At 47.1% G+C, this 20,467-nt stretch carries 21 protein-coding genes and 1 pseudogene; 8 read left to right on the top strand and 14 right to left on the bottom strand.

The window, feature by feature from the left end; all coding sequences use genetic code 11:
* Positions 1-70 precede the first annotated feature (70 nt).
* Together ACFORK_RS07325 and ACFORK_RS07320 are read right to left on the bottom strand one after the other, a co-directional pair.
* A complete protein-coding gene (locus tag ACFORK_RS07325) occupies positions 71-817 on the bottom strand; it encodes a VOC family protein (RefSeq protein WP_379197221.1) in 747 nt (248 codons plus the stop codon).
* Between the two features lie 247 nt (positions 818-1,064).
* A complete protein-coding gene (locus ACFORK_RS07320) occupies positions 1,065-2,132 on the bottom strand; it encodes an ABC transporter ATP-binding protein (RefSeq protein WP_379197219.1) in 1,068 nt (355 codons plus the stop codon).
* A 234-nt stretch (positions 2,133-2,366) separates the two neighbouring features.
* On the opposite strand from ACFORK_RS07320, the gene fabV reads away from it, so the two are divergent.
* Positions 2,367-3,557 (top strand): enoyl-ACP reductase FabV, encoded by a 1,191-nt coding sequence (fabV, locus tag ACFORK_RS07315; RefSeq protein WP_379197217.1) that lies wholly within the window; start codon positions 2,367-2,369, stop codon positions 3,555-3,557.
* A 100-nt stretch (positions 3,558-3,657) separates the two neighbouring features.
* On the opposite strand, the gene ACFORK_RS07310 is transcribed toward fabV, so the two are convergent.
* The 5 genes from ACFORK_RS07310 to ACFORK_RS07290 form a co-directional block, all read right to left on the bottom strand.
* On the bottom strand, positions 3,658-4,644 hold the full coding sequence (locus ACFORK_RS07310) for a phosphotransferase family protein (protein ID WP_379197215.1): 987 nt from the start codon (positions 4,642-4,644) through the stop codon (positions 3,658-3,660).
* A gap of 173 nt (positions 4,645-4,817) precedes the next feature.
* Positions 4,818-5,786: a sugar phosphate isomerase/epimerase family protein gene (locus tag ACFORK_RS07305; RefSeq protein ID WP_066370351.1), complete on the bottom strand. Its 969-nt coding sequence runs from the start codon at positions 5,784-5,786 to the stop codon at positions 4,818-4,820.
* A 52-nt stretch (positions 5,787-5,838) separates the two neighbouring features.
* The gene (locus ACFORK_RS07300) at positions 5,839-6,921 is read right to left on the bottom strand and encodes a Gfo/Idh/MocA family protein (RefSeq protein WP_379197212.1); all 1,083 of its coding nucleotides are present in this window, start codon (positions 6,919-6,921) and stop codon (positions 5,839-5,841) included.
* 48 nt (positions 6,922-6,969) lie between these two features.
* Positions 6,970-8,067 carry a Gfo/Idh/MocA family protein gene (locus ACFORK_RS07295; RefSeq protein WP_379197210.1) on the bottom strand — a complete coding sequence of 366 codons (1,098 nt, stop codon included), beginning with the start codon at positions 8,065-8,067 and terminating at the stop codon, positions 6,970-6,972.
* Positions 8,060-8,827, bottom strand: a complete 768-nt coding sequence (locus ACFORK_RS07290) for a sugar phosphate isomerase/epimerase family protein (protein WP_379197208.1) — start codon at positions 8,825-8,827, stop codon at positions 8,060-8,062. The genes ACFORK_RS07295 and ACFORK_RS07290 overlap by 8 nt, the downstream gene beginning before the upstream one ends.
* A gap of 319 nt (positions 8,828-9,146) precedes the next feature.
* Between ACFORK_RS07290 and ACFORK_RS07285 the strand changes: the two genes are divergently transcribed.
* Positions 9,147-9,965, top strand: coding sequence for a helix-turn-helix domain-containing protein (locus ACFORK_RS07285; protein WP_379197206.1), 819 nt, complete (start codon positions 9,147-9,149; stop codon positions 9,963-9,965).
* Here ACFORK_RS07285 and ACFORK_RS07280 read toward each other — a convergent pair.
* Positions 9,962-10,207 carry a hypothetical protein gene (locus ACFORK_RS07280; RefSeq protein ID WP_379197204.1) on the bottom strand — a complete coding sequence of 82 codons (246 nt, stop codon included), beginning with the start codon at positions 10,205-10,207 and terminating at the stop codon, positions 9,962-9,964. The two genes, ACFORK_RS07285 and ACFORK_RS07280, sit on opposite strands and share 4 nt — an antisense overlap.
* 122 nt (positions 10,208-10,329) lie before the next feature.
* The gene (locus ACFORK_RS07275; protein WP_379197202.1) at positions 10,330-10,740 is read right to left on the bottom strand and encodes a hypothetical protein; all 411 of its coding nucleotides are present in this window, start codon (positions 10,738-10,740) and stop codon (positions 10,330-10,332) included.
* Between the two features lie 264 nt (positions 10,741-11,004).
* Between ACFORK_RS07275 and ACFORK_RS07270 the strand changes: the two are divergent.
* Positions 11,005-11,684, top strand: a pseudogene (locus ACFORK_RS07270) (TIGR00266 family protein).
* A gap of 815 nt (positions 11,685-12,499) precedes the next feature.
* Here the strand turns inward: ACFORK_RS07270 and ACFORK_RS07265 are convergent.
* The gene (locus ACFORK_RS07265; RefSeq protein ID WP_379197200.1) at positions 12,500-13,087 is read right to left on the bottom strand and encodes a TetR/AcrR family transcriptional regulator; all 588 of its coding nucleotides are present in this window, start codon (positions 13,085-13,087) and stop codon (positions 12,500-12,502) included.
* A 176-nt stretch (positions 13,088-13,263) separates the two neighbouring features.
* Between ACFORK_RS07265 and ACFORK_RS07260 the strand changes: the two genes are divergently transcribed.
* The gene (locus tag ACFORK_RS07260; protein ID WP_379197198.1) at positions 13,264-13,635 is read left to right on the top strand and encodes a cupin domain-containing protein; all 372 of its coding nucleotides are present in this window, start codon (positions 13,264-13,266) and stop codon (positions 13,633-13,635) included.
* 125 nt (positions 13,636-13,760) lie between these two features.
* Here the strand turns inward: ACFORK_RS07260 and ACFORK_RS07255 are convergent, their stop codons facing one another.
* Complete coding sequence (locus ACFORK_RS07255; RefSeq protein WP_379197196.1) at positions 13,761-14,354, bottom strand: YdeI/OmpD-associated family protein; 594 nt, start codon at positions 14,352-14,354, stop codon at positions 13,761-13,763.
* 285 nt (positions 14,355-14,639) lie between these two features.
* Between ACFORK_RS07255 and ACFORK_RS07250 the strand changes: the two genes are divergently transcribed.
* Positions 14,640-15,059, top strand: a complete 420-nt coding sequence (locus ACFORK_RS07250) for a GNAT family N-acetyltransferase (RefSeq protein WP_379197194.1) — start codon at positions 14,640-14,642, stop codon at positions 15,057-15,059.
* Between the two features lie 101 nt (positions 15,060-15,160).
* Here ACFORK_RS07250 and ACFORK_RS07245 read toward each other — a convergent pair whose 3' ends face one another.
* Positions 15,161-15,631 (bottom strand): Fur family transcriptional regulator, encoded by a 471-nt coding sequence (locus tag ACFORK_RS07245; RefSeq protein ID WP_379197192.1) that lies wholly within the window; start codon positions 15,629-15,631, stop codon positions 15,161-15,163.
* A 283-nt stretch (positions 15,632-15,914) separates the two neighbouring features.
* On the opposite strand from ACFORK_RS07245, the gene ACFORK_RS07240 reads away from it, so the two are divergent.
* Positions 15,915-16,490 carry a hypothetical protein gene (locus tag ACFORK_RS07240; protein WP_379197190.1) on the top strand — a complete coding sequence of 192 codons (576 nt, stop codon included), beginning with the start codon at positions 15,915-15,917 and terminating at the stop codon, positions 16,488-16,490.
* Positions 16,491-16,576: 86 nt separating this feature from the next.
* Positions 16,577-17,245 carry an S-layer homology domain-containing protein gene (locus ACFORK_RS07235; protein WP_379197188.1) on the top strand — a complete coding sequence of 223 codons (669 nt, stop codon included), beginning with the start codon at positions 16,577-16,579 and terminating at the stop codon, positions 17,243-17,245.
* 94 nt (positions 17,246-17,339) lie between these two features.
* On the opposite strand, the gene ACFORK_RS07230 is transcribed toward ACFORK_RS07235, so the two are convergent.
* A complete protein-coding gene (locus tag ACFORK_RS07230; RefSeq protein WP_379197186.1) occupies positions 17,340-17,699 on the bottom strand; it encodes a DoxX family protein in 360 nt (119 codons plus the stop codon).
* A gap of 25 nt (positions 17,700-17,724) precedes the next feature.
* Entirely contained in the window at positions 17,725-19,233 is a 1,509-nt protein-coding gene (locus ACFORK_RS07225; protein ID WP_379197183.1) for a DHA2 family efflux MFS transporter permease subunit, read from the bottom strand.
* A gap of 286 nt (positions 19,234-19,519) precedes the next feature.
* Here ACFORK_RS07225 and ACFORK_RS07220 point away from each other — a divergent pair, with 286 nt between their 5' ends.
* Positions 19,520-20,161, top strand: a complete 642-nt coding sequence (locus ACFORK_RS07220; RefSeq protein ID WP_379197181.1) for a TetR/AcrR family transcriptional regulator — start codon at positions 19,520-19,522, stop codon at positions 20,159-20,161.
* The last annotated feature ends 306 nt before the right edge of the window (positions 20,162-20,467 follow it).

Raw genomic sequence — 20,467 nt, 5'->3', positions numbered from 1 at the left:
ACTCTCCTTCACAAGCCATTGTAGCACGGCTGTCCTGAATTGCCCAATCTGTGCGCTTTTTCGAAGGAGTCTACATGTTGCGTATGTGGAGATTATGTACATCTATCTCCTTACCAGCATAAAGCGGATTGCTGCAGGCCAGAAGAACTTCCACTTTATAGTCAACTGCATTTACAAAACGAATACACTGCGCACCCAAACGAATGATTATTGTGCCGTCCCTCTGCTCACAGTCATCGAATAACGCGAATATGATCCGGGTGTCGTCTTCCGTTAGTTCACCGTGAATGTTCACCTCTGAAATGCCTGTAATCCCTTGATCCTGACTGTTCGGCACCATATATTGTTCCATGAACTTGCGAGATTTCTCATCATTCATCTGCTGGAGAAAGAATTGAAAAGGCACGCCTGTAAATCCAGGCAGGTATGCATTACGCCAAGGCATCGTCCTGGTCAAAAGATTGAAGAACCAGCGGAACCTAAGTGGCTCCGGCGGGGTTACATCGACGCTTAAGCTACGCAGTTTGTGATAAGTGTCTTCTATGTTCTCGACTTCCAAGGCAAAGCCAATCAGACCTCTATGCCCAGCAAGATATTTTGTAGTCCATTCCTGAACCCATCCCCCGCCGTCTTTAGCTTTAATTCTGACGAACTCGAAGTATTCCTGCCCAATCCATAGATTGGATACTTTAAACCCTTTTGTCCCCTTGCCCCATTTGGGCATATAAGGCAATCCTATGGACTCGATATCGGCTATTCTCTCTTTGTCTTCTTGTATGTAAGCGTCCACATTCACGACCAAGTGATTAATCTTCAAAGAATCACCTCACCTAGAATGATTTCAATTGGTAAAATATTTTAAATAAAGTGTATCACAGGCTGCCGCTATTGAGAACACGAGGGCTACGGCTAACTGTATCCTGAAATGTACAGCATTTTTCCTGGAACGCACAAAATTTTATTCTGGAAAACATAAAAACCGGGCCGCTGCAGCGACCCGGTTACTATATAAGCCCCTTGCAGGACTTAAGCATTGCAATTAAAGTTAACTTGTACATCTATTGTTACAGAACTACGCCTTCAACCAGCACAGGCTCTGCATACGTGTTCTTCAGAACACGTTGTCTCTTCTTCACCACATCAGGCGGTTCTACCGCAGGTGCCATCGGGTGCAGCAGCCAGGACTTCACGAAATGCGTATCTGATACTTTGTAAAGTGGCGGTTCTTTCTCCAGATCAATCTGCATAGCATACGAGCTGCGCAGGGCAAAAGCATCGCCCTTAGGCGGCTTGATCAGATCGGGAGGTGTTCCCGGAATCGCAGTAAGCAGGGAGCCTTTGCTCTCCAGACTTGGCATCGAAGCCAGCAGACCCCAAGTGTACGGATGTCTCGGATCATAGAAAATCTCTTCCGCAGTACCTGTCTCAACAATTTGTCCAGCATACATTACGGCAACCCGGTCAGCCATTCTCGCAACGACCCCTAGATCGTGGGTGATAAAGATAATCGCTGTACCGATCTTCTTCTGCAAATCCTTCATCAAATCCAGAATTTGCGCCTGGATAGTTACGTCGAGCGCAGTCGTTGGCTCGTCCGCAATCAGCAATTTAGGGTTAGCAGCCAGTGCCATCGCGATAACGACACGCTGACGCATCCCGCCGCTGAATTCATGCGGATACTGCTGGAACCGTTTCTCTGGGGAAGGAATTCCCACAAGTGAGAGCAGCTCAATTGCACGTTTGTTTGCGGCTTCTTTGGTGATAGTCTCGTGCTTGAACAGCACCTCTGTAATCTGCTTACCCACCTTCATCATTGGGTTAAGCGAGGTCATAGGGTCTTGGAAGATCATACCGATCTCTTTACCACGAACCTTCTGCATTTGCTTCTGGGTCTTACTGATAATGTCCTGTCCCTCGAACAGGATCTGTCCGCGCTTATAAATACCCTGCGGTTCAGGTATGAGCTTCATTACAGCTTGTGAAGTTACACTCTTACCGGAACCGGATTCACCAACAATCGCAAGTGTCTCACCTTTATCTACATGGAAGCTAACACCCCGGATGGCCTGTACTTCTCCACCACGTGTGTTGAACGAAATCGCTAAGTCTTTTACCTCTAATAGGCGCTCCATCTTATCACGTCACCCTCTCAATTTCCCGAAAATTATGATAAAAAATCTCATTCCACGATGAGCAATAAGTATAATTTTATCTAGTTTCATAGCCCTACGTCAAGCGTTTTCTGAAATTAACAGGTGTTCAATTTTTTATTCAGCTTCTCCTTTGGAGAAGTCCTTGTTAAGATAAGAACACGCTATATCAATAGCCATTCCCCAATTCTACCATTGAAATGAGGTAACGTCATTATGATGATCAAACCGAGAACGCGCGGCTTTATTTGCACAACAGCCCATCCCGAAGGCTGTGCCGCCCAGGTGGCTGAGCAAGTGGAATATATCACCTCACAGCCGCCGATCAACGGCCCGAAAAAAGTCCTTGTGATTGGAGCCTCAGCCGGATACGGTCTTGCTTCACGCATTGCTGCAGCCTTCGGGTCGGGGGCTGCCACCATTGGCGTCTACCGCCCCAGCACAGCCAGCGACACCCGTACGGCTTCAGCAGGCTGGTACAACTCCGCTGCTTTTGAACAGCTTGCGGCAGAGGCCGGTCTGCAATCCTACAGCATTACTGGTGATGCTTTTACCGACGAGACAAAGTCTCGAACTATTGAACTGATCCGCAGCGAGCTGGGCCAAGTCGATCTCGTTGTCTACAGTGTAGCCACTTCGCGGCGGACTGATCCAGCCACTGGCATCACTCATACATCCGTACTGAAGCCGGTTGGGCATCCATATACTAACAAAACCGTAAATTTTCATAATGGAGAAGTCGGGCTCGTCACCCTTGACCCCGCTACTGAAGAAGAATTGGACGCCACTGTAGCGGTAATGGGTGGAGACGATTGGAAACTGTGGATCACTGCCCTTAATGAAGCCGGCGTACTCGCTGCCGATGCCACCACTGTGTCCTTTTCTTACATTGGACCCGAGCTGACCCGTGCCATCTACCGCGATGGTTCCATCGGGAGAGCCAAGGATCACCTTGAGGCAACAGCCAAAGAAATAAATGCCCAGCTGGCACCACAGGGCGGAAAAGCCTACGTAGCCGTTACGAAAGGATTGGTCACGCAATCCAGCTCCGCTCTTCCTGTCGTCCCGCTGTACATCTCTCTACTATACAAAGTCATGAAAGAGCAAGGGCTTCACGAAGGCTGCATACAGCAAGCCTACCGCCTGCTCTCAGACCGCCTGTATGCTCCGGAAGGTACACCGGTGGATACGGAAGGCCGGATTCGCTTGGACGACCTGGAGATGCTTCCTGCGGTACAGGAGACAATAACCAAGCTATGGAACGAGATTACAACAGAGAATATCTACGAGCTGTCAGACCTTCAGGGATACCGGCGTGAATTCTTCCAACTATTCGGTTTCGAGACAGCGGGCATAGATTATGAAGCTGAATCCAATCCTATTGTCAGTGTTCCCAATGTTCGCTGATCTCTTGACAAGTGTATTATAAAAAAATATCAAACAAGGCCGGAATCCTCTTCTCAGAGGGCTCCGGCTTATTTAATGTAACTAGGCAGTACAATGCACCCTAGACCACTGAACCCGCCTCTTCTTCACCACAGAATAGTCCCCAGCCCTGAACAAAATTATGATGCGTCCATTCAACATGGCCTTGATTCTCATATTTCCGTGAATAGCATTCGATGACCATAATGAGATCAAAGTAGAGATCATAGAGCTTTTTACGTATCCGCTGGTTTGGACTATCCGTTGTCATCCCATACCCTTGATAAAAGGCGGGAGAACCCTCTTGACGTCTGAAATAGTACTCCATCAGTTCATCACCCCACAGCGCCCGCTCCCAGTCGATAATCGCTGTAATGCTCCCGTCTTTTACGAAGACGTTGCCGTTCCACAGATCCCAGTGCACCAGTCTGGGCTGAGTTACTTCATCGAGAGTCGGGAGCTGTGTATTTATTCTCTCCCTAATCTCTGCATAAGAGACCGGCAGTTGCACTCCTAGTCGCTCGCTATCTTGTAGCAGATTGTCCATCATCATTTCAAAAGTTGCACGCCATGTGGCTGTCAGACTGCTCTTCTCCTGATGGAAATAGCCAAAGTGTTCCCCTGTGACCTCGTTAATACACCTGTTATACCGCCCAATCTGGGACTCTATCGCTTCCCTCTCTTGCGGAGTGAGACCTTCCTTGATTTCGTTGTACGGCTGACCCTCAATCTTCTCCATAAAAAAGTAAGGATAAGGGATAAGCTTCAGGCTCAGGTCATAGCTGAACACCTCCGGCACCGGTACAAGTCCAGTGGCGCGGATCAGACGCAGTGCTTCAACTTCGGTGCGCATAATATCTTTTTCACAGCTTAACGTCTCCACTTCCGCCGCAGGCGCGACCTTCAGAATAACGGACCTGCCGTCGTTTAATTCCAGATCATACCCTGTATTGAACATGCCTGCGGTCAGCTCTGTTTGCCGCATTATGACTGTCGCCGCACCAAATGCTGATTTGACGAGCAGATTCAATTGCTCATCATTTAACTTAGCCTTGATTACGCTCTCCATGAAATAACCACCCTTATTATCGACTTAAAACCAAAATCAGCGGTCGACGCTTCATTGGGCCGCTACGGATTCAGAGGGCTCTTCCGATCCCTCGGTCACAGCAGAAAGCCGCCAGCAGCTGGCGGCTTTCTGAGGGGAACTTTCTCCGTTCTATGTTCTACTGCTCTTGATGATTAGACCCACCACATATCGGCCAATGGTTCCTCGATCAGAACTTGACGAAGGTTATCAACGGCTTTGGAGAAGCCTTCTTCTACCGACATCAGTCCGTCTTCGTGTTCAATACTCACTACATAATCGTAGCCTACAAGACGCAGGGCACTGATGATATCCGCCCAGGTCTTCACATCATGACCGAAGCCAACGGAACGGAACTGCCAAGCACGGTCAAGCATATTGGTGTACGGCTGCATGTCAGTCAGCCCGTGCATGTTCACGTTCACCGGATCAATGACGGTATCCTTGGCGTGGAAGTGATGAATCGCGCCTTGACGACCAAGAATGTGAATCGCTTGTACAGGATCAATACCCTGCCACCACATATGGCTCGGGTCCAGGTTGGCTCCGATAACCTCGCCCGCCGCTTCTCTGAGACGAAGCAGTGTAGCCGGAGTATGTACGGAGAATCCGCCGTGCAGCTCCAGACCGATCTTCACATCATGCTGAGCGGCAAAAGCGCCCGTTTCTTTCCAGTAAGGAATTACTTTGTTCTCCCACTGCCAGGTCAGAATTTCCTGATAGTCATTCGGCCATGGGGCTACTGGCCAGTTCGGATATTTCGCATCCTCGTGGTCTCCAGGACAACCGGAGAAGGTGTTGACTACCGGAACGCCCAGCTTTTGAGCGAGCTTCACAGAGTTCACGAAGTCCTCGTGATCCTTGCGGGCCAGTTCCTTTTGCGGGTGCAACGGGTTGCCGTGACAGCTCAGAGCACTGATCGTCAATCCGCGTGACTCTACCGCGTGTTTGAATTCCTTCAACGCTGTCTCGTTCTCAAGCAGCAGGGCCGGATCGCAGTGGCTTTTACCCGGGTTACCACCGGTACCAATTTCCACAGCCTTTAATCCTTTGGATGCTACATAATCCAATGCGTCTTCCAGCTTGCGTCCGCCGAAGAGAACCATAAATACGCCAAGTTTCATAGTATGTGCCACCTCTCTATTTTAGGAGAATTATTCAGTTCGAATCCAAGATTTAGCTTAGAACTAACGTCTCATAGGTATCAAAATCCGTCACCGCTTGCTTGCTCCGGCTGGATTCAAAAATCGCCTCGATCAGCTTCAACACACGCAGTGCTTCTGTATTCTTGACAATAGGCTCTGCGGTTCCTTCAATGACATCTGCAAAGTTATCGTAGAAGCCAGAGGACATCTTGTACGGTGCTGGCAATGCTTCTGTTAGGGTCGCACCCTCAGAAGGAGGCGCCATCGTCTTGGTCAGTCCTACCCCTGCCTGAATCGGCTTCGGTTCAACCTTGACGGACTCATGGTTTCTGGTCACGACTCTTCCAGACAGCGACCAATCCTCGATGATAGCCGTTCCTTCAATCCCTTTGACATACCATCTTGGCAGTTGGATAAAGTTCGTCGTTCCCACTTCTACCGTTGCAATTACGCCATTCTCGAATTGCAGATACGCTTCAAAGCCATCATCCACCTCGTCGCCGAGGATAAAGCTCAAGCGGCTGGATACACTGGTGATTTTACTGTCGATGAGAAAGAGCAGCTGGTCCAGCAAATGTACGCCCCAGTCCAGCAGCATTCCGCCGCCGTGAGCCTCCAGATGACGCCAGTCGCCCGGAATACCGTTGGCTCCATGAACACGGGATTCGATCTGGAACAGATCACCGATTGTACCCTTGGCATGCATTTCTTTGATCACCAGGAAGTCTTCATCCCAGCGTCTGTTCTGATTCACCATTAGCACACGGCCGGTTTCCTTGGAAACCGACATCATTTCCTCAAATTCCTGACTGTTCATCGCCACCGGCTTCTCGCAAATGACGTGCTTGCCTGCCCGTAATGCAGAGATAGCAATGTCTTTGTGCACGTCGTTAGGTGTAGCAATCAGGATCACCTCAACCGTCGGATCGGCCAGCACCTGATCAAAGCTTGCATAAGACGTATAGCCTGCTTCAACGGAGGCTTTGCGACGATCTTCCAGTAGATCGAAGGTTCCTGTAACTTCCAGACGGCTGTTGTCCTTAATCAATTTGCTGTGATAACTGCCCATGCCTCCGAAGCCTACAATAACCAGAGAATGTTTGTTTGCGCTCATCGTTTCCACACCTGCTTTTATTTAAAGTAATTTAGCTTTGGTATTGAATTAATTATCGGATGTTCCGTCAAAATACACCGCACGCCCAGTACGTGCCGACTCATAAACAGCCTCCAGAATTTGCGTTACCACAAATGCCTGCTCTGGTTTCACTACAGGTTCTTTATCTTCTCTGATCGCTTCCAGCCACAAACGCGCTTCACGATCGGATGCATCCTCTTGTCCGCCACTATAGAAAGCTACTCCGCCGGAAGACAAGTCTACTTTGGTCTCGTACAGACGTCCGCCGCGGTCACCATTAATACGCAGACCATTGGTCATATCCGCGCCAGCTTCCGTACCTGCGAGCAAAGTCTTAGCCTCTCCGTACTCGGCAACGTTAAGTGCCCAGCTGGATTCCAGCACAATCGTTGCACCGTTCTCCATCGTAATGAAACCAAAGGCAGAGTCTTCAACCTTGAATTCTTCAGGGTCCCACTCGCCAAAAGCATTACCAGCATTCTTCCGATCGCCCAGCTTATGGAAGGTCGAGCCAACTACGCTGCGCGGTTTGTAGTTATCCATCATCCACAGCGTAAGGTCGAGCGCATGGGTACCGATGTCAATAAGAGGTCCGCCGCCTTGCTTCTCTTCATCAAGGAATACACCCCAGGTTGGAACTGCACGACGACGCAACGCGATTGCTTTGGCGAAATAGATATCGCCCAGTTCACCGTTCTCACACATCGCCTTCAAATATTCGCTATCGGAACGGTAACGGTTCTGGTAAGCAATAGACAGCTTCTTGCCTGTACGTTTGGCTGCATCCAGCATTTCTTGCGCTTGGGCAGTAGTCTTCGCCATCGGCTTCTCACACATAACATGGTTGCCTGCTTCCAATGCAGCTACCGTAATTTCGGAGTGGCTATCGTTCGGTGTACATACATGGACAACATCGAACCCCCCGTCCTTCAGCATTTCACGGAAATCGGTATAGACAGCAGCGCCTTCGACACCGTACTTCGTAGCCGCTTCCTGAGCACGCTCTTCAATAATATCGCAGAAAGCTACCATCTCAGCGTCAGCCTGACGCGACAAGCTCGGCATATGTTTACCGTTCGAGATTCCTCCGCACCCGATAATTGCAATTTTCAACTTGTTAGACATTTATATTTCCCCCTTGATTTGCGTATGCCTTTACCCAGTTCAAACTATCTGTAACGCTTTCAAACGCTGGACGGCTGCAGTAATCCTGTTCTACAACAGCCCACTCCACGCCTGCTTGCTCTGCTGCTTTCAGGATCGCAGTCAGGTTCACTTCGCCCTCGCCCAGTACAACCGTTTCCGGTGAACCGTCTTCGCGTTTCTTCACATCCTTGAGATGGATGATCGGCAGGCGACCTGCATATTTGTGGATGTACTCTACCGGATCGTAGCCGGCAAAATGTACCCAGCAGGTATCAAGTTCAGCGTGAAGCAGATCTGCTGGAACTTCATCAAACAGATAATCCCAAGCCGTACGGCCTTCTACTTGCTCGGTAAATTCAAAATCATGGTTATGATAGGAAAGAACAGCACCCTGTTCTTTGCATTGTTCACCGATCACTCGCAGATTAACCGCAACATCCTTCCAATTCCGCTCTTCTTCATTAAGGTACGGAATAATGAGGTTTGGATTGCCGATGTGCAGATTGAATGCTACTTCCTGCTTCGCATCCTTAATCATGGCATTGTATGGGCTATGTGCCCCTAAGGCAACGAGTCCGGTCTCATCCAGCAGTTGCTTCACTTGTTCAGGCGTACGTCCAAAATAATTGAAGAACTCCACACCACGGTAGCCCAGGGCTGCCACTTTACGAACGGTTCCTTCGAAATCCTTCTCCAGTTCTTCTCTCAGCGTGTATAGCTGAAGACCAATCTTCAACATAGTCTGATCACTCCAATTGGGTTAGGGTTAACTTCTACTGCGTTCTTCATTCAGGTACACCAAATTATGGATAGTATCTAAATTTACGACATGAACAATAGGGTCATGTATAGTATGAAGACATTATTACCATATTTTTGAACTAAAAAATATAAAATGCCCTTTTTCAACCTACAGCGCCCTATTTCAGCCTTATCTGTTCAATTTCTTTCTCTTGAACCTAGCTATATGGTAATATGAGAGCGTTTATAATAAAATGAATAATATGATTCCAACATGAACAATTTGGTTATCTTTTAAAAAAATATTTGGAGGACTAATGATACAAGCAGCTGATTGTCACGTACTATCCGCGGGATTTTCTTTTCACCGCAAGCCGTTCCGGATGTCGTTAAGCCAGGGCATTCAGTATTACCTCATTCGTCTCCAGAGCGAAGGCCGGTGCCGGGCTTTGATCGACGGAGTAATCTCTCCGGTGGAGCCGGGCGATATTATGCTGTTCACGCCTACCGCCCCTTATAATCTCATCATCGACGAAGAGGAATTCCCTTCAGGCAGACCACGTATTGAAAGTGGGGACTATCACATTTATTGCGGAGGGAGTTGGATTGAAGAGTGGTGGTATAGCAGAAAACGTCCGGACAAGGTCAGTGTACCGCTCAGCGACAACTTCCTCGGGCTATTCCGTCAGCTCGTGCTGGAGCAGCGCCGCCAATCGGATTTTTCACCGGAAATCTCATCTTGCTATCTGCAAATCGTATGTATGGAAATCGACAGACTGACGACCGAGCAGCCAACCGTTAGCCCCAAAGGGTTCCTAGCCTACCGTATGAAGCAATATATAGAAGAACACGCCGCCTTGCCGTTCAAGCTGGAGGATGTGGCTAGTCATGTCGATATCTCTGTCTCCCGGGCCGTTCATCTGTTCAAGGAAGCCTTCGGGACGAGTATCGTCAAGTATCTGAACGACGTCAGACTGGAAATGGCGCGGGAGCGCATTACATTCAGTCCAATGCCACTAGAGCATGTGGCGGAGACCTGTGGCTTTGCCAACTATACTTATTTTCACCGGATTTTCCGAAGCCGATTCGGCATGTCGCCAAAAGAGTACCGGGCCCACAGTAGATCCCAGATTTAAGCTGCGGCTACGGCGTATTGGCAGGTTCTTATCATAGTATTGCCCAACAAAAAAGGAGCGCCATCATGGAAGATCCGCTCCTTGTGTTTTATTTTGTTCAATTGCTGTCGTTTGGTCGGGGTCACCCGCACATGCTGTGAGATTGCGCTGTAATCTTCATTGGTTCTGCGTTGACTGACATTGCTCCAGGTTCCCGAGCGCTCTGCTTTCAGAAGTGTTTTTTTCGTTTTTGTACGTGCCATGTGGCGTCACTCTCCTGTTCTATTTTGACCATGGTGTGTATGCTTGTTGCTCTTCTTTATTGTAGCACAGAAAACATATCATAACAGCAGACAGGAGGAATGAAGCCCCGGTAAAATATTCTTTAATCTGTTCTGTGCTTGATTTCACCAGGCTCGAGTTTTCGAATGGACAGCAGATTGCATAGCAGAACTACTGGATCATCCACGAATTTCTGTACGGTGTAGCTGATGACCACTGCATCTCCGGTCTCCAGCGAGCTGATTGCCGGCTGCAGACCTTGCTTGAACTGCAAGGCTATCGGTTCACCGTATACCGAAACTTCGACCGTATGACCGTCTGCCTGACCCTCATAGGTGGCATGAACAGTCTTTTTAATCAAAGGCGTTCTCTCTCTCGTTACGATCTTTTTCTGACTCTGCTCAAATGTGCCACCCTTAACGGGATGGGCAAAGGCGGCTTGACCGAACAGGGACAAAAGCAGGATAGATATTATCAACGGGAATGCAAATTCCTTGATATTCTTTGGTTTCATAGCTGCACCTCTTCTGTATGGCGTATTGTAGCTTGGTCGAACAGGAATTCCAGTGCACTGTATCTTTCATATAACCGAAATAGCCATTTTTCAAACGAAGGGACAAGCTTTCTGGGGTCTAGGGCATAGTATATTATAGTATTCAGGCTTGGCTTTTATACCAAAATCGCTTACTTTCATAGCAACTATCAACACCAGCAGGAATTCGGTATACTTGGGATATAGTGTAAGCAGTATTAATCCATAGAATCGGAGGAACAAAGGATGAAATACGAGGTTTTGCATGAAGGTGCATTCGCTATGCTGAAGGTGGATCTCGATCCGGGTGAAAGTGTCAAAGCTGAAATGGGCGCAATGGTGGCGATGTCACCAAACGTAGAGCTGCGGGGGACTGTGGACGGCGGACTTATGAAAGGGCTTGGGCGAATGCTGAGCGGAGAAAAGTTCTTCTTTCAGGAGCTGACAGCCACGCGAGGACATAGTGAAGTGCTGCTATCACCGAGGTCAATCGGAAATGTGCAGGCCATTGAGCTAGACGGTTCATACCGGCTACTCGTGCAAAAGGACGGATTCCTTGCCGGAACACAAGGTATTCAAGTAAGCACCAAAATGCAAAATTTGGCCGAGGCCTCTTTTCTGGCGAAGGTTTTTTCATTGTCGAAATCAGCGGCAGAGGCACCGTCTTCCTCTCTTCCTTCGGCGCCATTCATCCCATCCATCTAGGACCTGGCGAAGAAACGATCATCGACAACGGGCATCTGGTGGCTTGGCCGGATTATATGGATTACAAAATTGAAAAAGCCTCCTCCGGCTGGCTCAGCAGCATCACCAGCGGAGAGGCGCTCGTCTGCCGCTTCCGCGGCGAAGGCGTGATTTACGTACAGAGCCGGAACCCTGGCAGCTTTGGAAATTGGATCAAGTCGTTTGTACCTAACCGAAGTTAACGCTCTGATATTTGGGGCCTTGAACCGTTTGCTCCTCCACCTCGGTGGCACAGCCTTTCGAGATGAGCTGCTGTGCAAATAAAGCCGCCGTACGCAGGTCGCGCAGCACGGTGGAGTTGGACTGATCAGAGCCGGATACAGGTCCTCCTCACACCCTTTGGGGGCTTGGCTCTGATTTAACAGGAAAATGTACCGTTAATTCTCCCCTTTCAACGGTTTTGCTCGAAATAAAGGGAATTTCTCAGACTGTCGAGAAACACCATTCTCTACGATTGTTGATGCGAAATAGCCTTATAAATCAGGCTCAGCGTCATCATCAATGCATGTCAAAACCACTGCTTCAGAAGGTTGAAGACGTATGCATGGGGGCTAACGGACCCCAGCGCCGTTATTTACACATCAAGCAGCTTCTGGAACATGTAACGGACTCAGGTGCCGCTATTTCCTCCCAAACCGTGGATTTCACACCCGATTTCTGCTAATAGCGTCTCTGGAGTCCGTTATTTTCTGGAACGATCAGTTGTTAGGAAATAACGGATCTGAGGTCCGTTACCAGAGGGAACAAGAAGCAAGTCCGGATTTCGAGATCAGTTCATTAATCAAGGGTATCGATTTTCTCAAAACAACTACTTTCTCAACAGTCTGAGAATTTCCAGTTGTTTAAGCGCTGCATTACATCCACTTTCACTTTACCGGATCTGCACGTCTGAAGGTTGAGTGGATTTGCATTGGGATTGGGATTTGCATTGGGATTGGGATTTGCATTGGGATTTGCATTGGGATTTGCATTGGGATTTGGATTTGGATTTGTTTGCTTAGACTATCAGGCTATCCAGATGATATGCAACCAGCCGGGTCATCTCCTCCGGAGTTAATTCTTCGGGATGAAGAATATGTTGAAGTACTAAGCCCTCTATCATCGCATGTAGTCTTTTGCTCTCTAGGCCAAGGTCCACACCCTTCTTCAACAAATTACGATCAGCGAGATAATGGATGAGTCCCCGAAAATATTCATATAACTCATTATGTATCTTCAGTTTTAGTCCCTGAGCAGATACCGCTACCGCCCCGCCGACAAAAGCAAGCCAAACCTCGACTTCCGCACGCCTCTCTTCTTCCAGCGGCAGCAGTTCACCAATCAGCAGCTCAGCAGCACTACGGGGATTATCTGAAAATGTTATCCTTCGAATACGCTCACCGGCCCGCTCCAACACCAGCTTCATGGAAAATGACAGTAGCTCGTCCTGGGTAACAAAATAATGCCGCAACGACCCTAACGACATTCCGGACTCCTTGGCAACATTCCGCACAGACACGGCTTTCAGGCCTTCCCAGCGTATAATTCGCCAGGCCGCTTCTGCAAATAACTTTCGACGATCATCATGATTTACTATTTTGGGCATGTTCCGAGTATAGCACAGCTGTATTAAATAATGGACCTTCGCATATAGTCTCCCCGCTATGTATATCGGGACTTCCATCGCCTTCGGACACGGGATGATTGCCTGAGCAGACACCCGATTCGCCTACCGTTTGAATAAACCCCTTATTTTCAAATATAAACAAAAAGGAGCCTACCATGGAGATTTATAGTTTTAGTAAAGAAACCGGGAAAAGAATTACGAAGCTCGATTCTGACTTTATGATGTCTCGTATTATTCAGACAGAATCGGCAGCTCATATTGGATGTATGTTTTTAGAAGGAAACGGGATCGTTGGATATCATCAAGCAGTGATACCTCAACTTCTTCTTATTATGGCAGGAGAGGGCTTGGTAAGAGGTGAAACAGATGAGTATGTTAAAGTTCAAGCTGGAGATGCTGTGTTTTGGCAAAAGGAGGAATGGCACGAAACAAAAACAAGTACAGGGTTAACAGCCCTCATTATTGAAAGTGAGACATTGAATCCTGCAGTTTATATGACTTCAAAAAACACGATCCATCCTTCTTAGATCACATTAGATTTCTAGCAGAACATTTAGAAGCACCTATTCAAGAAATAGACCAATGAACCTAATAAACAGGACTCATTGATCTAATTAAAATCAGAATATAGCATTTTGACAGAAAGGCGATCTTAATCATTCAATCCCTTACCATCCAGAATGTGCTGCACATATTTTTCAACCCTGGCTACTCGAGTTTTGGATTGTTTGGCATCAGAGAAATAGAGAATGTATGCTCTTTGCCGTCCCGGCGTCAATGCTTCAAAGGCGTCTTTCAAGCCAGGGATTTCAGCGAATTTATTCTGCAATTCTTCAGGAATAGTGTATTCTGTGTTCTTTTTCAACTCCACTTGCAAACCGGACTTTTCAACTTCAATGGCTTCATGAATATAAGCTTTTAAAATGGTTTCCATGTCAGCTATTTCTTGAGCATTGGTGAACCTAATCTGGCGCGCCGCCTGAACATTCTCCGTTTGTTGGATCAATATACCCTGCGCATCCTTAAGCAAGGCACCTTTATGAAAGAGCAGTGCACAATATTCTTTAAAACCATGTATTAAAACGATGTTCTTATTCTCATGCGTATAACAAGGATGCATCCATTTAAATTCTTCGGTCAACCCACAGTCGAGAACGATATTTCTCAACTTCTCATATTCTTCCTTCCACTTTTTAGATTTACCTAGAAATTCATCAACCTTGGGATTCAATCTACTAGTTGTCATCAAGAAACACCCTTATCATCAATTTATGTTTACAAAATAAGCAGTTCATTTTTCAAGTCTACTAGCCTTAGTTTGCCCCTTTTGCACTTCATCCATGCTGGTCGGCACAGACTATCACTGTTTCAATTTTAATGCTTTTTTAAAGATTGTACAGATTACATACCAGATTCTAGTATATTTTAATTATAGTTATTCTCTTCACTCCATCTTCCCTGTATCACTAATACAATAAAGTTGAACAGCTCTTGCATCACCATAAAACTACTAAACAGGAGTGACGACTAGATGAATCTTCATATTCACAAAGAAAATAATAACGAGCACCAGGCATATATTGAGAATAAAATGTTCGAATATAATATGTTACATTTTCCGGACGATTTAAAAGGTAGATGCGAAGTGGTCAATCTATTCCTGAAGGATGCAGATAATCAAATCTATGGGGGACTTGTTGGGGAGATATGCTGGAATTGGCTTGAGATCGAATATCTTTTTGTTAACGAAGAGCTTAGAAAGTCAGGTTATGGCAAAGCACTAATGCTAGAAGCTGAATCATTGGCCAGAGAGAAAAAGTGCGAGTTCATAAAAGTAGATACCTTAAGCTTCCAAGCCTTGGATTTTTACAAGAAACTAGGATTTGAAGTATACGGTACCCTTGAAAATGCAGGCAGCCACACCCATTATTATCTCAAAAAGGACCTTTAAGACCGTCTTGAATTTGAAAAAAGCGGGGTTGCCCCCGCTCCTCACTTCTCATGCCAGTTGTGGTCTGGATACACCCAGACTGGACTGGCTTTAAATTTTCCTTAAACTGCCTTCTTCTCCTTGTCACGCTTGCAGCCGGTCTGCTTGCAGGTACCGTATGTACCCTTGAAATCCAGACGATGATCGGTAACGGTGAAGCCGTATTCATGCTCCAGCCTTTTCTCCAGATCCAATAGCCAATCGTCCTTAATCTCTTCGAGTCTGCCGCAGACATGACAGATCAAATGATGGTGCATATGAGCATGCGACTCATCACGCAGATCGTAACGGGCCACGCCGTCACCAAAGTTCATTTTCTCAACAATATGCAGCTCCGACAGCAGCTCCAGCGTCCGGTACACCGTTGCCAGTCCCAAATGCGGATAGCTGTTCTTGACCAGCATGTACACTTCCTCAACACTGAGATGATCCTTCTCGTTATCCAGCAATACCTGGACTATGGCTTCGCGTTGACGCGTTAATTTATAATTGTGTGCTGCAAACTGCTGGCTAATATTTTCAATTGGATTCATAAGTCTCCCGCCTTTCCAGAACGAATCAGCATCTACACTCCCTTGAGACGATACTGTTCCAAACACTCAACACTCAAATAGTAATGATTACGATATGAGCATAACAAATTTACCATCACTTGAAAAGAGTCTAAATCTATTATAACATCCTTGTCCAGTGTTCCAAAACCGTATACAGGTCAAAAATATATTTTCACATGCGGAGCAATCGCCCAATCAGATATAAGCCCAACCCCCATACTTTATATAGACGGGTGTAACCTATATGAAGGAGATGGTGTGTATGTCGCAATTGGTACGGAAGAAATCCCGGGCCTATGTCACGGCTTATGTTTTGCGCAAAACTGCCAGGGCCATGCTGCCGTTCTATATAAAAATCGCCAAGGACGACAAGTTCGCCCGGAAGTGGTCAAAAGCAGTAGTTACAGCAAATCTCAACCTTATGGAGGAGCTGTTGGCAAAAATCCCCTCACTGGCTGGAAATCAGAATTATGGCACGAATGCCATCGGTTACTTTATTTCTTTTCCCTTTACTTCGCCTGTCGGCTATTATACGAATGGAACCACGATCCCGCCGGGTCTGGTCCAATTTACTTTTAATACACAAGCCCACCGCTACATTGCCCGTGCTTTACTGCCTTTCTACCGAAAGCTGGCCACGGACTCCAGTTTTGCCAAGACCTTAGCATGCGCAATCCGCCGCAAAGACCAAAGAACTGTGAAATGTTTGGTGCGAAAGCTCGTGAAAAGTGCTGCCCTGCGCTCTGTAATCATCGAAGATAGTGGTGTAGCCCTGTTATTCAGGACGCCGTTCAGTAAGTATCCCTACCGTAATCTGCTTTTTCGTGAATCCTATTAAATGGCCTGCAACCTTTCCAATCATTGCCTCGTCAAAGGAAACAAATAATGGCCAAGCGGCCAATCCAATGACAAGGTGGAACTAACATGAGTTTGAAAAAAAGCGCATTTGCAGCGATTGCTACCGTAACACTTCTCTCCTTCTCCCTCGGGAGTCAAGTGTTTGCCGCAGAGACTAGCTTCAAGGATCTTGATACTGTAGCTGGCAAAGAAAAGATTATTGCCCTTAAAGATCAAGGCTTGATCAAGGGAGTTACAGAGACCTCCTTCCTACCTGCTTCGAAAGTGACGGTTGCCCAAGGTGTACAATTCATTGCCGGAGGACTTCAGCTCAGCCTGGCTGCGATAGATTTCAATATTGCCCCTAAAGCCAGCGGCCTGTTCACTAATGTGAAGGACAATGCCTGGTACGCAGAAGCCTTCATTAATGCACACTACAACCGTGTAGACATTCCAAAAGATATAAACCCTACTCAAACCTTGACCAGAGAGAAATTCACCAGCATGCTGATTCAGGGCGTGGAAGCCATCGGCAATCTGCCAATGATCAACATCAAGCCTGCCAACATCGCGGATGACAGCCAGTTGGACCCTTCTTACCAAGGTGCCGTTCAACGCTCGCTAGTCTACAAAATCAACACGCTGGACAGCAACGGAAAATTCAATCCAAAAGGTGAAATCACCCGTGCGGAGGCCGCGATCATGGTCTATAATGCCGTGGACTTCCTGAAATCCCGCGAAACTGTTGCTGAATAATGATTTCAATATTCGCAGTAACTCCCTATCTATAACGGAAAAAGAACCTCTGATCTTGCGGTTTGCGCGAAGTTAGAGGTTCTTTTTTATTTGTCTACTTGAAGGTCATATGACCAATGACCACAAATAAAGCTAATAATAGAAATACAAGGTTAATCCCTACACCTTTTTCTTTTCTTTTTGCATGTAATAATGCTACTAAAATAAGAATGATAGCTGTGCCAATGGCTGCAAGAAGTGTTAATACTGGTAATATCCCCAGAGCTCCAGGTAAGATTAGACCGAGTCCGCCTAATATCTCAGCACACCCGACAAATACTATAAAACTTCTCGATGCTTCTCTTGCCCAGATCATGATTTCCTTCGCTTTATTCTCCTGGAACAATTTCATGGCACCAGCTATTAAAAAGATGAGCGCTAATAAGATCTGGACAATCCATAAGGCAATAGTCATTCTAAGTTTCTCCTCACTTGATCCTTTAGCCGTGCATGATCTCCGTATGCGGTGTCTCTTCCGCCTTTTTGCTACCTCTGCGAAGGAGTAGTCCCATCACTGCGCCGCCAATAGCGACGAACATCATAATATGGAAGGTGTCGTCGAAGCCTTTTACAAGTAAATTCTGGGTAGCCAGCTTGACCGCTTCCGGCGAAGCTGCTGTAGAACTTGCTCCCGCGGCAGCAGCCGCTTCCTTCATTTCAAGTGCATGCGTCGCTGTTCTGGAGGTTAGAATCGTCACAAGTGTCGAAATCGCCAAAGAATTAATTACCTGCTGCATCGAGTTGGTCAACGAAGTCACCCGGTTTACCAGATGGCGTGGCGCTTTATTAAGGAGATGCGTATTCATCGGCATAATCATCATCCCCATCCCCGCGCCGCACATCAGCAGCGGCAAAATTACATCCCGTGAGGTTATTGTCAGATCCACATGGGAGTACTGATACAGCGCGCCGGAGATCAAGCCGAGTCCGCCAACGACGAGCCAGCGCACTCCGATTTTATCGAACAGAAACCCGGCAATCGGCATCATCAGTCCGGAGGCAATGGCTTGTGGCAACATCGTCAGTCCGGTATCAAACGCACCGAAACCGCGGGCCTGCTGCAAGAATTGCGGCATTAGGAACAACGCACCGTACAGCCCGAATTGTCCAATCCACTGGACGATGATGCCTAGACTGAAATCTAAGGAGCCCATCACACGTAGTTCCAATAACGGTGTCCGCGCCCTTAATTCCACAATAACGAACAGGATCAGGGCAACGACACCAAGACCGAGACCGATCAGCGTTTTGCCCGACGTCCAGCTCTCAGCGCCCTGGCTGACACCGTAGGTTAATGCGGCAAAAGCCAGCGGCCCGAGAAGCATTCCAAACTTATCCATCCCCGGGACTTGAGTTCGCTCAACTTTAGGCAACTTTCGCATGCCGATTAACAAACAGATGATGCCAATTGGAATATTGATTAGAAAAATCCAACGCCAGGAATGGTATTCAACAAGCCAGCCCGATAATACAGGGCCTATTGCCGGTGCAAACAGGACAGGAATGCCCATCATGCCCATGACTACGCCAACCTTACCGGGCGGGCTCAATCTGTAGACATACGCCATGGCTATCGGAATTACGCTACCTCCCCCAAGTCCCTGAATGACCCGAAATGTAATCAGCCATTCTGCGCTATTGGGCAGCGCACACAGTATCGATCCTATCGTAAACAAAACAACAGCACTCAAGAATACTGTTTTGGCTCCAAACCGGTCGGAAAGCCAACCCGACAGCGGAATCACTGTGGCCTGTGCCAGCATGTAGCCAGTAACTACCCATTGCAATGTAGTCAAATTTGTACCGAAGTCCTTCAACAGTGTGGGTAATGCAACGTTCATAGCAGTGGAGTCTAGTGCTACCATGAATACGCCAGCAATAATCGCAATCAGCGGAATCAGGATGCTTGTGATGCGAAATTCTTGCTCCGGTTGTACCGTATGTTCCATTCTCTCTTCCTCCTCTATCGCCATCTCAGGTTTCATTGACCTTTGAAATGGATTCAAATTATAATTAGTTTGAACGGACAATTGTCCGTATAGGCATTCATTAGTCTACGGACAATTGTCCGCATTGTCAATTCCCTATTTTATTTTTAAAATAATAATAGGCTCATCACCAAAATCAGCGCTTGACCTCATATCCGTGAAGAGGCTACGGGGTCAGAGGGTTCTTCCCAAGTGCTGTTTTTAAAGAAAGAGCCTAAATATACGCTGCTGCCAAAAGGAGCCCCTTATGAAAAAAACAGAGGAATCCTCGCTTTCCCCTATAGACCCAGTAAACAAACAAAGTATCGATCCCTATCATGAACGAATATTGAACGCAGCCCGAGAACTGTTCAAAGCGTCAGGCCTGGAAAATGTAAGTATGTACAGTATTGCCAAGCAGGCCGGGATCGGCCAAGGCTCTCTTTATCGCCGCTTCACGGACAAAGGTGAGATTTGCTCAGCCTTACTGCGCGACAGCACAGGACGTTTCTTGACCGAGCTGGAACGGGAAGGCCAAGCTCCCACCGCAGACGTTCCAGCACTTCAGCGCCTCAAGAACAGCATCGAGCAAGTGGTCGATTTTATTGATCAGCATGCGGAGCTGCTGCACCTGATCAAATCTGAGTTTGTGGGCAAGAAGCAGCTCACCCAATTCGAGCACCCTTTTTTCAAACGGGTAAATGTTATTCTTACAGAATTGCTGTCACAAGCTGCCGAGAATGGTGAGATCATGGACATTGACCCTCACTTTACCGTGACTGCGCTCCTGTCCGTGCTGAGCCCTGATCTTTATCTCTACCAGCAGAAGGCGCATCAATCTACCAAGGAAGATATTACTCAGGGAATACTCACCTTGTTTATTGACGGACTTGCCAGAAAAAAAGAGTGACATATGAAGTGAAATTAAGATTCAAACAGAAGACCAGGCGTTATTCTGGTGAAGTTGGGCTTCAGTTTAGGTCGCAAATCTCCTATTCTCAGTACCATTAGTCTTAACAAAGAAAAATGACTCTGCCTCCTCAACTAACAGCATTTTTGTACCTTATTTTTCTTAAATAGAGGTAAATTAGGCAATAAGAGCATTTTTGTACCTTATTTTGGACCTCTGTCAAGAAAGTGGACAGTCACGCAACGGATTTTTTAGTAAATTGCTGTGCAAAGCGAGCGGGAGAGAGATACCCTAACGCACCGTGCA

This window comes from Paenibacillus sp. GCM10012306 (assembly GCF_042649265.1).
Lineage (GTDB): Bacteria > Bacillota > Bacilli > Paenibacillales > Paenibacillaceae > Paenibacillus_AQ.
This window is presented reverse-complemented; position numbering and strand designations above follow the sequence as displayed.

Excerpts from the sequence above, each read along its gene's own strand:
- ACFORK_RS07310 (WP_379197215.1), bottom strand. The coding sequence starts at position 4,644 with ATGGAGAGCGTAATCAAGGCTAAGTTAAATGATGAGCAATTGAATCTG.
- ACFORK_RS07265 (WP_379197200.1), bottom strand. The coding sequence starts at position 13,087 with ATGCCCAAAATAGTAAATCATGATGATCGTCGAAAGTTATTTGCAGAA.
- ACFORK_RS07235 (WP_379197188.1), top strand. The coding sequence starts at position 16,577 with ATGAGTTTGAAAAAAAGCGCATTTGCAGCGATTGCTACCGTAACACTT.
- ACFORK_RS07225 (WP_379197183.1), bottom strand. The coding sequence starts at position 19,233 with ATGGAACATACGGTACAACCGGAGCAAGAATTTCGCATCACAAGCATC.
- ACFORK_RS07240 (WP_379197190.1), top strand. The coding sequence starts at position 15,915 with ATGTCGCAATTGGTACGGAAGAAATCCCGGGCCTATGTCACGGCTTAT.
- ACFORK_RS07305 (WP_066370351.1), bottom strand. The coding sequence starts at position 5,786 with ATGAAACTTGGCGTATTTATGGTTCTCTTCGGCGGACGCAAGCTGGAA.
- fabV (WP_379197217.1), top strand. The coding sequence starts at position 2,367 with ATGATGATCAAACCGAGAACGCGCGGCTTTATTTGCACAACAGCCCAT.
- ACFORK_RS07260 (WP_379197198.1), top strand. The coding sequence starts at position 13,264 with ATGGAGATTTATAGTTTTAGTAAAGAAACCGGGAAAAGAATTACGAAG.
- ACFORK_RS07320 (WP_379197219.1), bottom strand. The coding sequence starts at position 2,132 with ATGGAGCGCCTATTAGAGGTAAAAGACTTAGCGATTTCGTTCAACACA.
- ACFORK_RS07255 (WP_379197196.1), bottom strand. The coding sequence starts at position 14,354 with ATGACAACTAGTAGATTGAATCCCAAGGTTGATGAATTTCTAGGTAAA.
- ACFORK_RS07230 (WP_379197186.1), bottom strand. The coding sequence starts at position 17,699 with ATGACTATTGCCTTATGGATTGTCCAGATCTTATTAGCGCTCATCTTT.
- ACFORK_RS07295 (WP_379197210.1), bottom strand. The coding sequence starts at position 8,067 with ATGTCTAACAAGTTGAAAATTGCAATTATCGGGTGCGGAGGAATCTCG.
- ACFORK_RS07285 (WP_379197206.1), top strand. The coding sequence starts at position 9,147 with ATGATACAAGCAGCTGATTGTCACGTACTATCCGCGGGATTTTCTTTT.
- ACFORK_RS07220 (WP_379197181.1), top strand. The coding sequence starts at position 19,520 with ATGAAAAAAACAGAGGAATCCTCGCTTTCCCCTATAGACCCAGTAAAC.
- ACFORK_RS07250 (WP_379197194.1), top strand. The coding sequence starts at position 14,640 with ATGAATCTTCATATTCACAAAGAAAATAATAACGAGCACCAGGCATAT.
- ACFORK_RS07245 (WP_379197192.1), bottom strand. The coding sequence starts at position 15,631 with ATGAATCCAATTGAAAATATTAGCCAGCAGTTTGCAGCACACAATTAT.
- ACFORK_RS07300 (WP_379197212.1), bottom strand. The coding sequence starts at position 6,921 with ATGAGCGCAAACAAACATTCTCTGGTTATTGTAGGCTTCGGAGGCATG.
- ACFORK_RS07275 (WP_379197202.1), bottom strand. The coding sequence starts at position 10,740 with ATGAAACCAAAGAATATCAAGGAATTTGCATTCCCGTTGATAATATCT.
- ACFORK_RS07280 (WP_379197204.1), bottom strand. The coding sequence starts at position 10,207 with ATGGCACGTACAAAAACGAAAAAAACACTTCTGAAAGCAGAGCGCTCG.
- ACFORK_RS07290 (WP_379197208.1), bottom strand. The coding sequence starts at position 8,827 with ATGTTGAAGATTGGTCTTCAGCTATACACGCTGAGAGAAGAACTGGAG.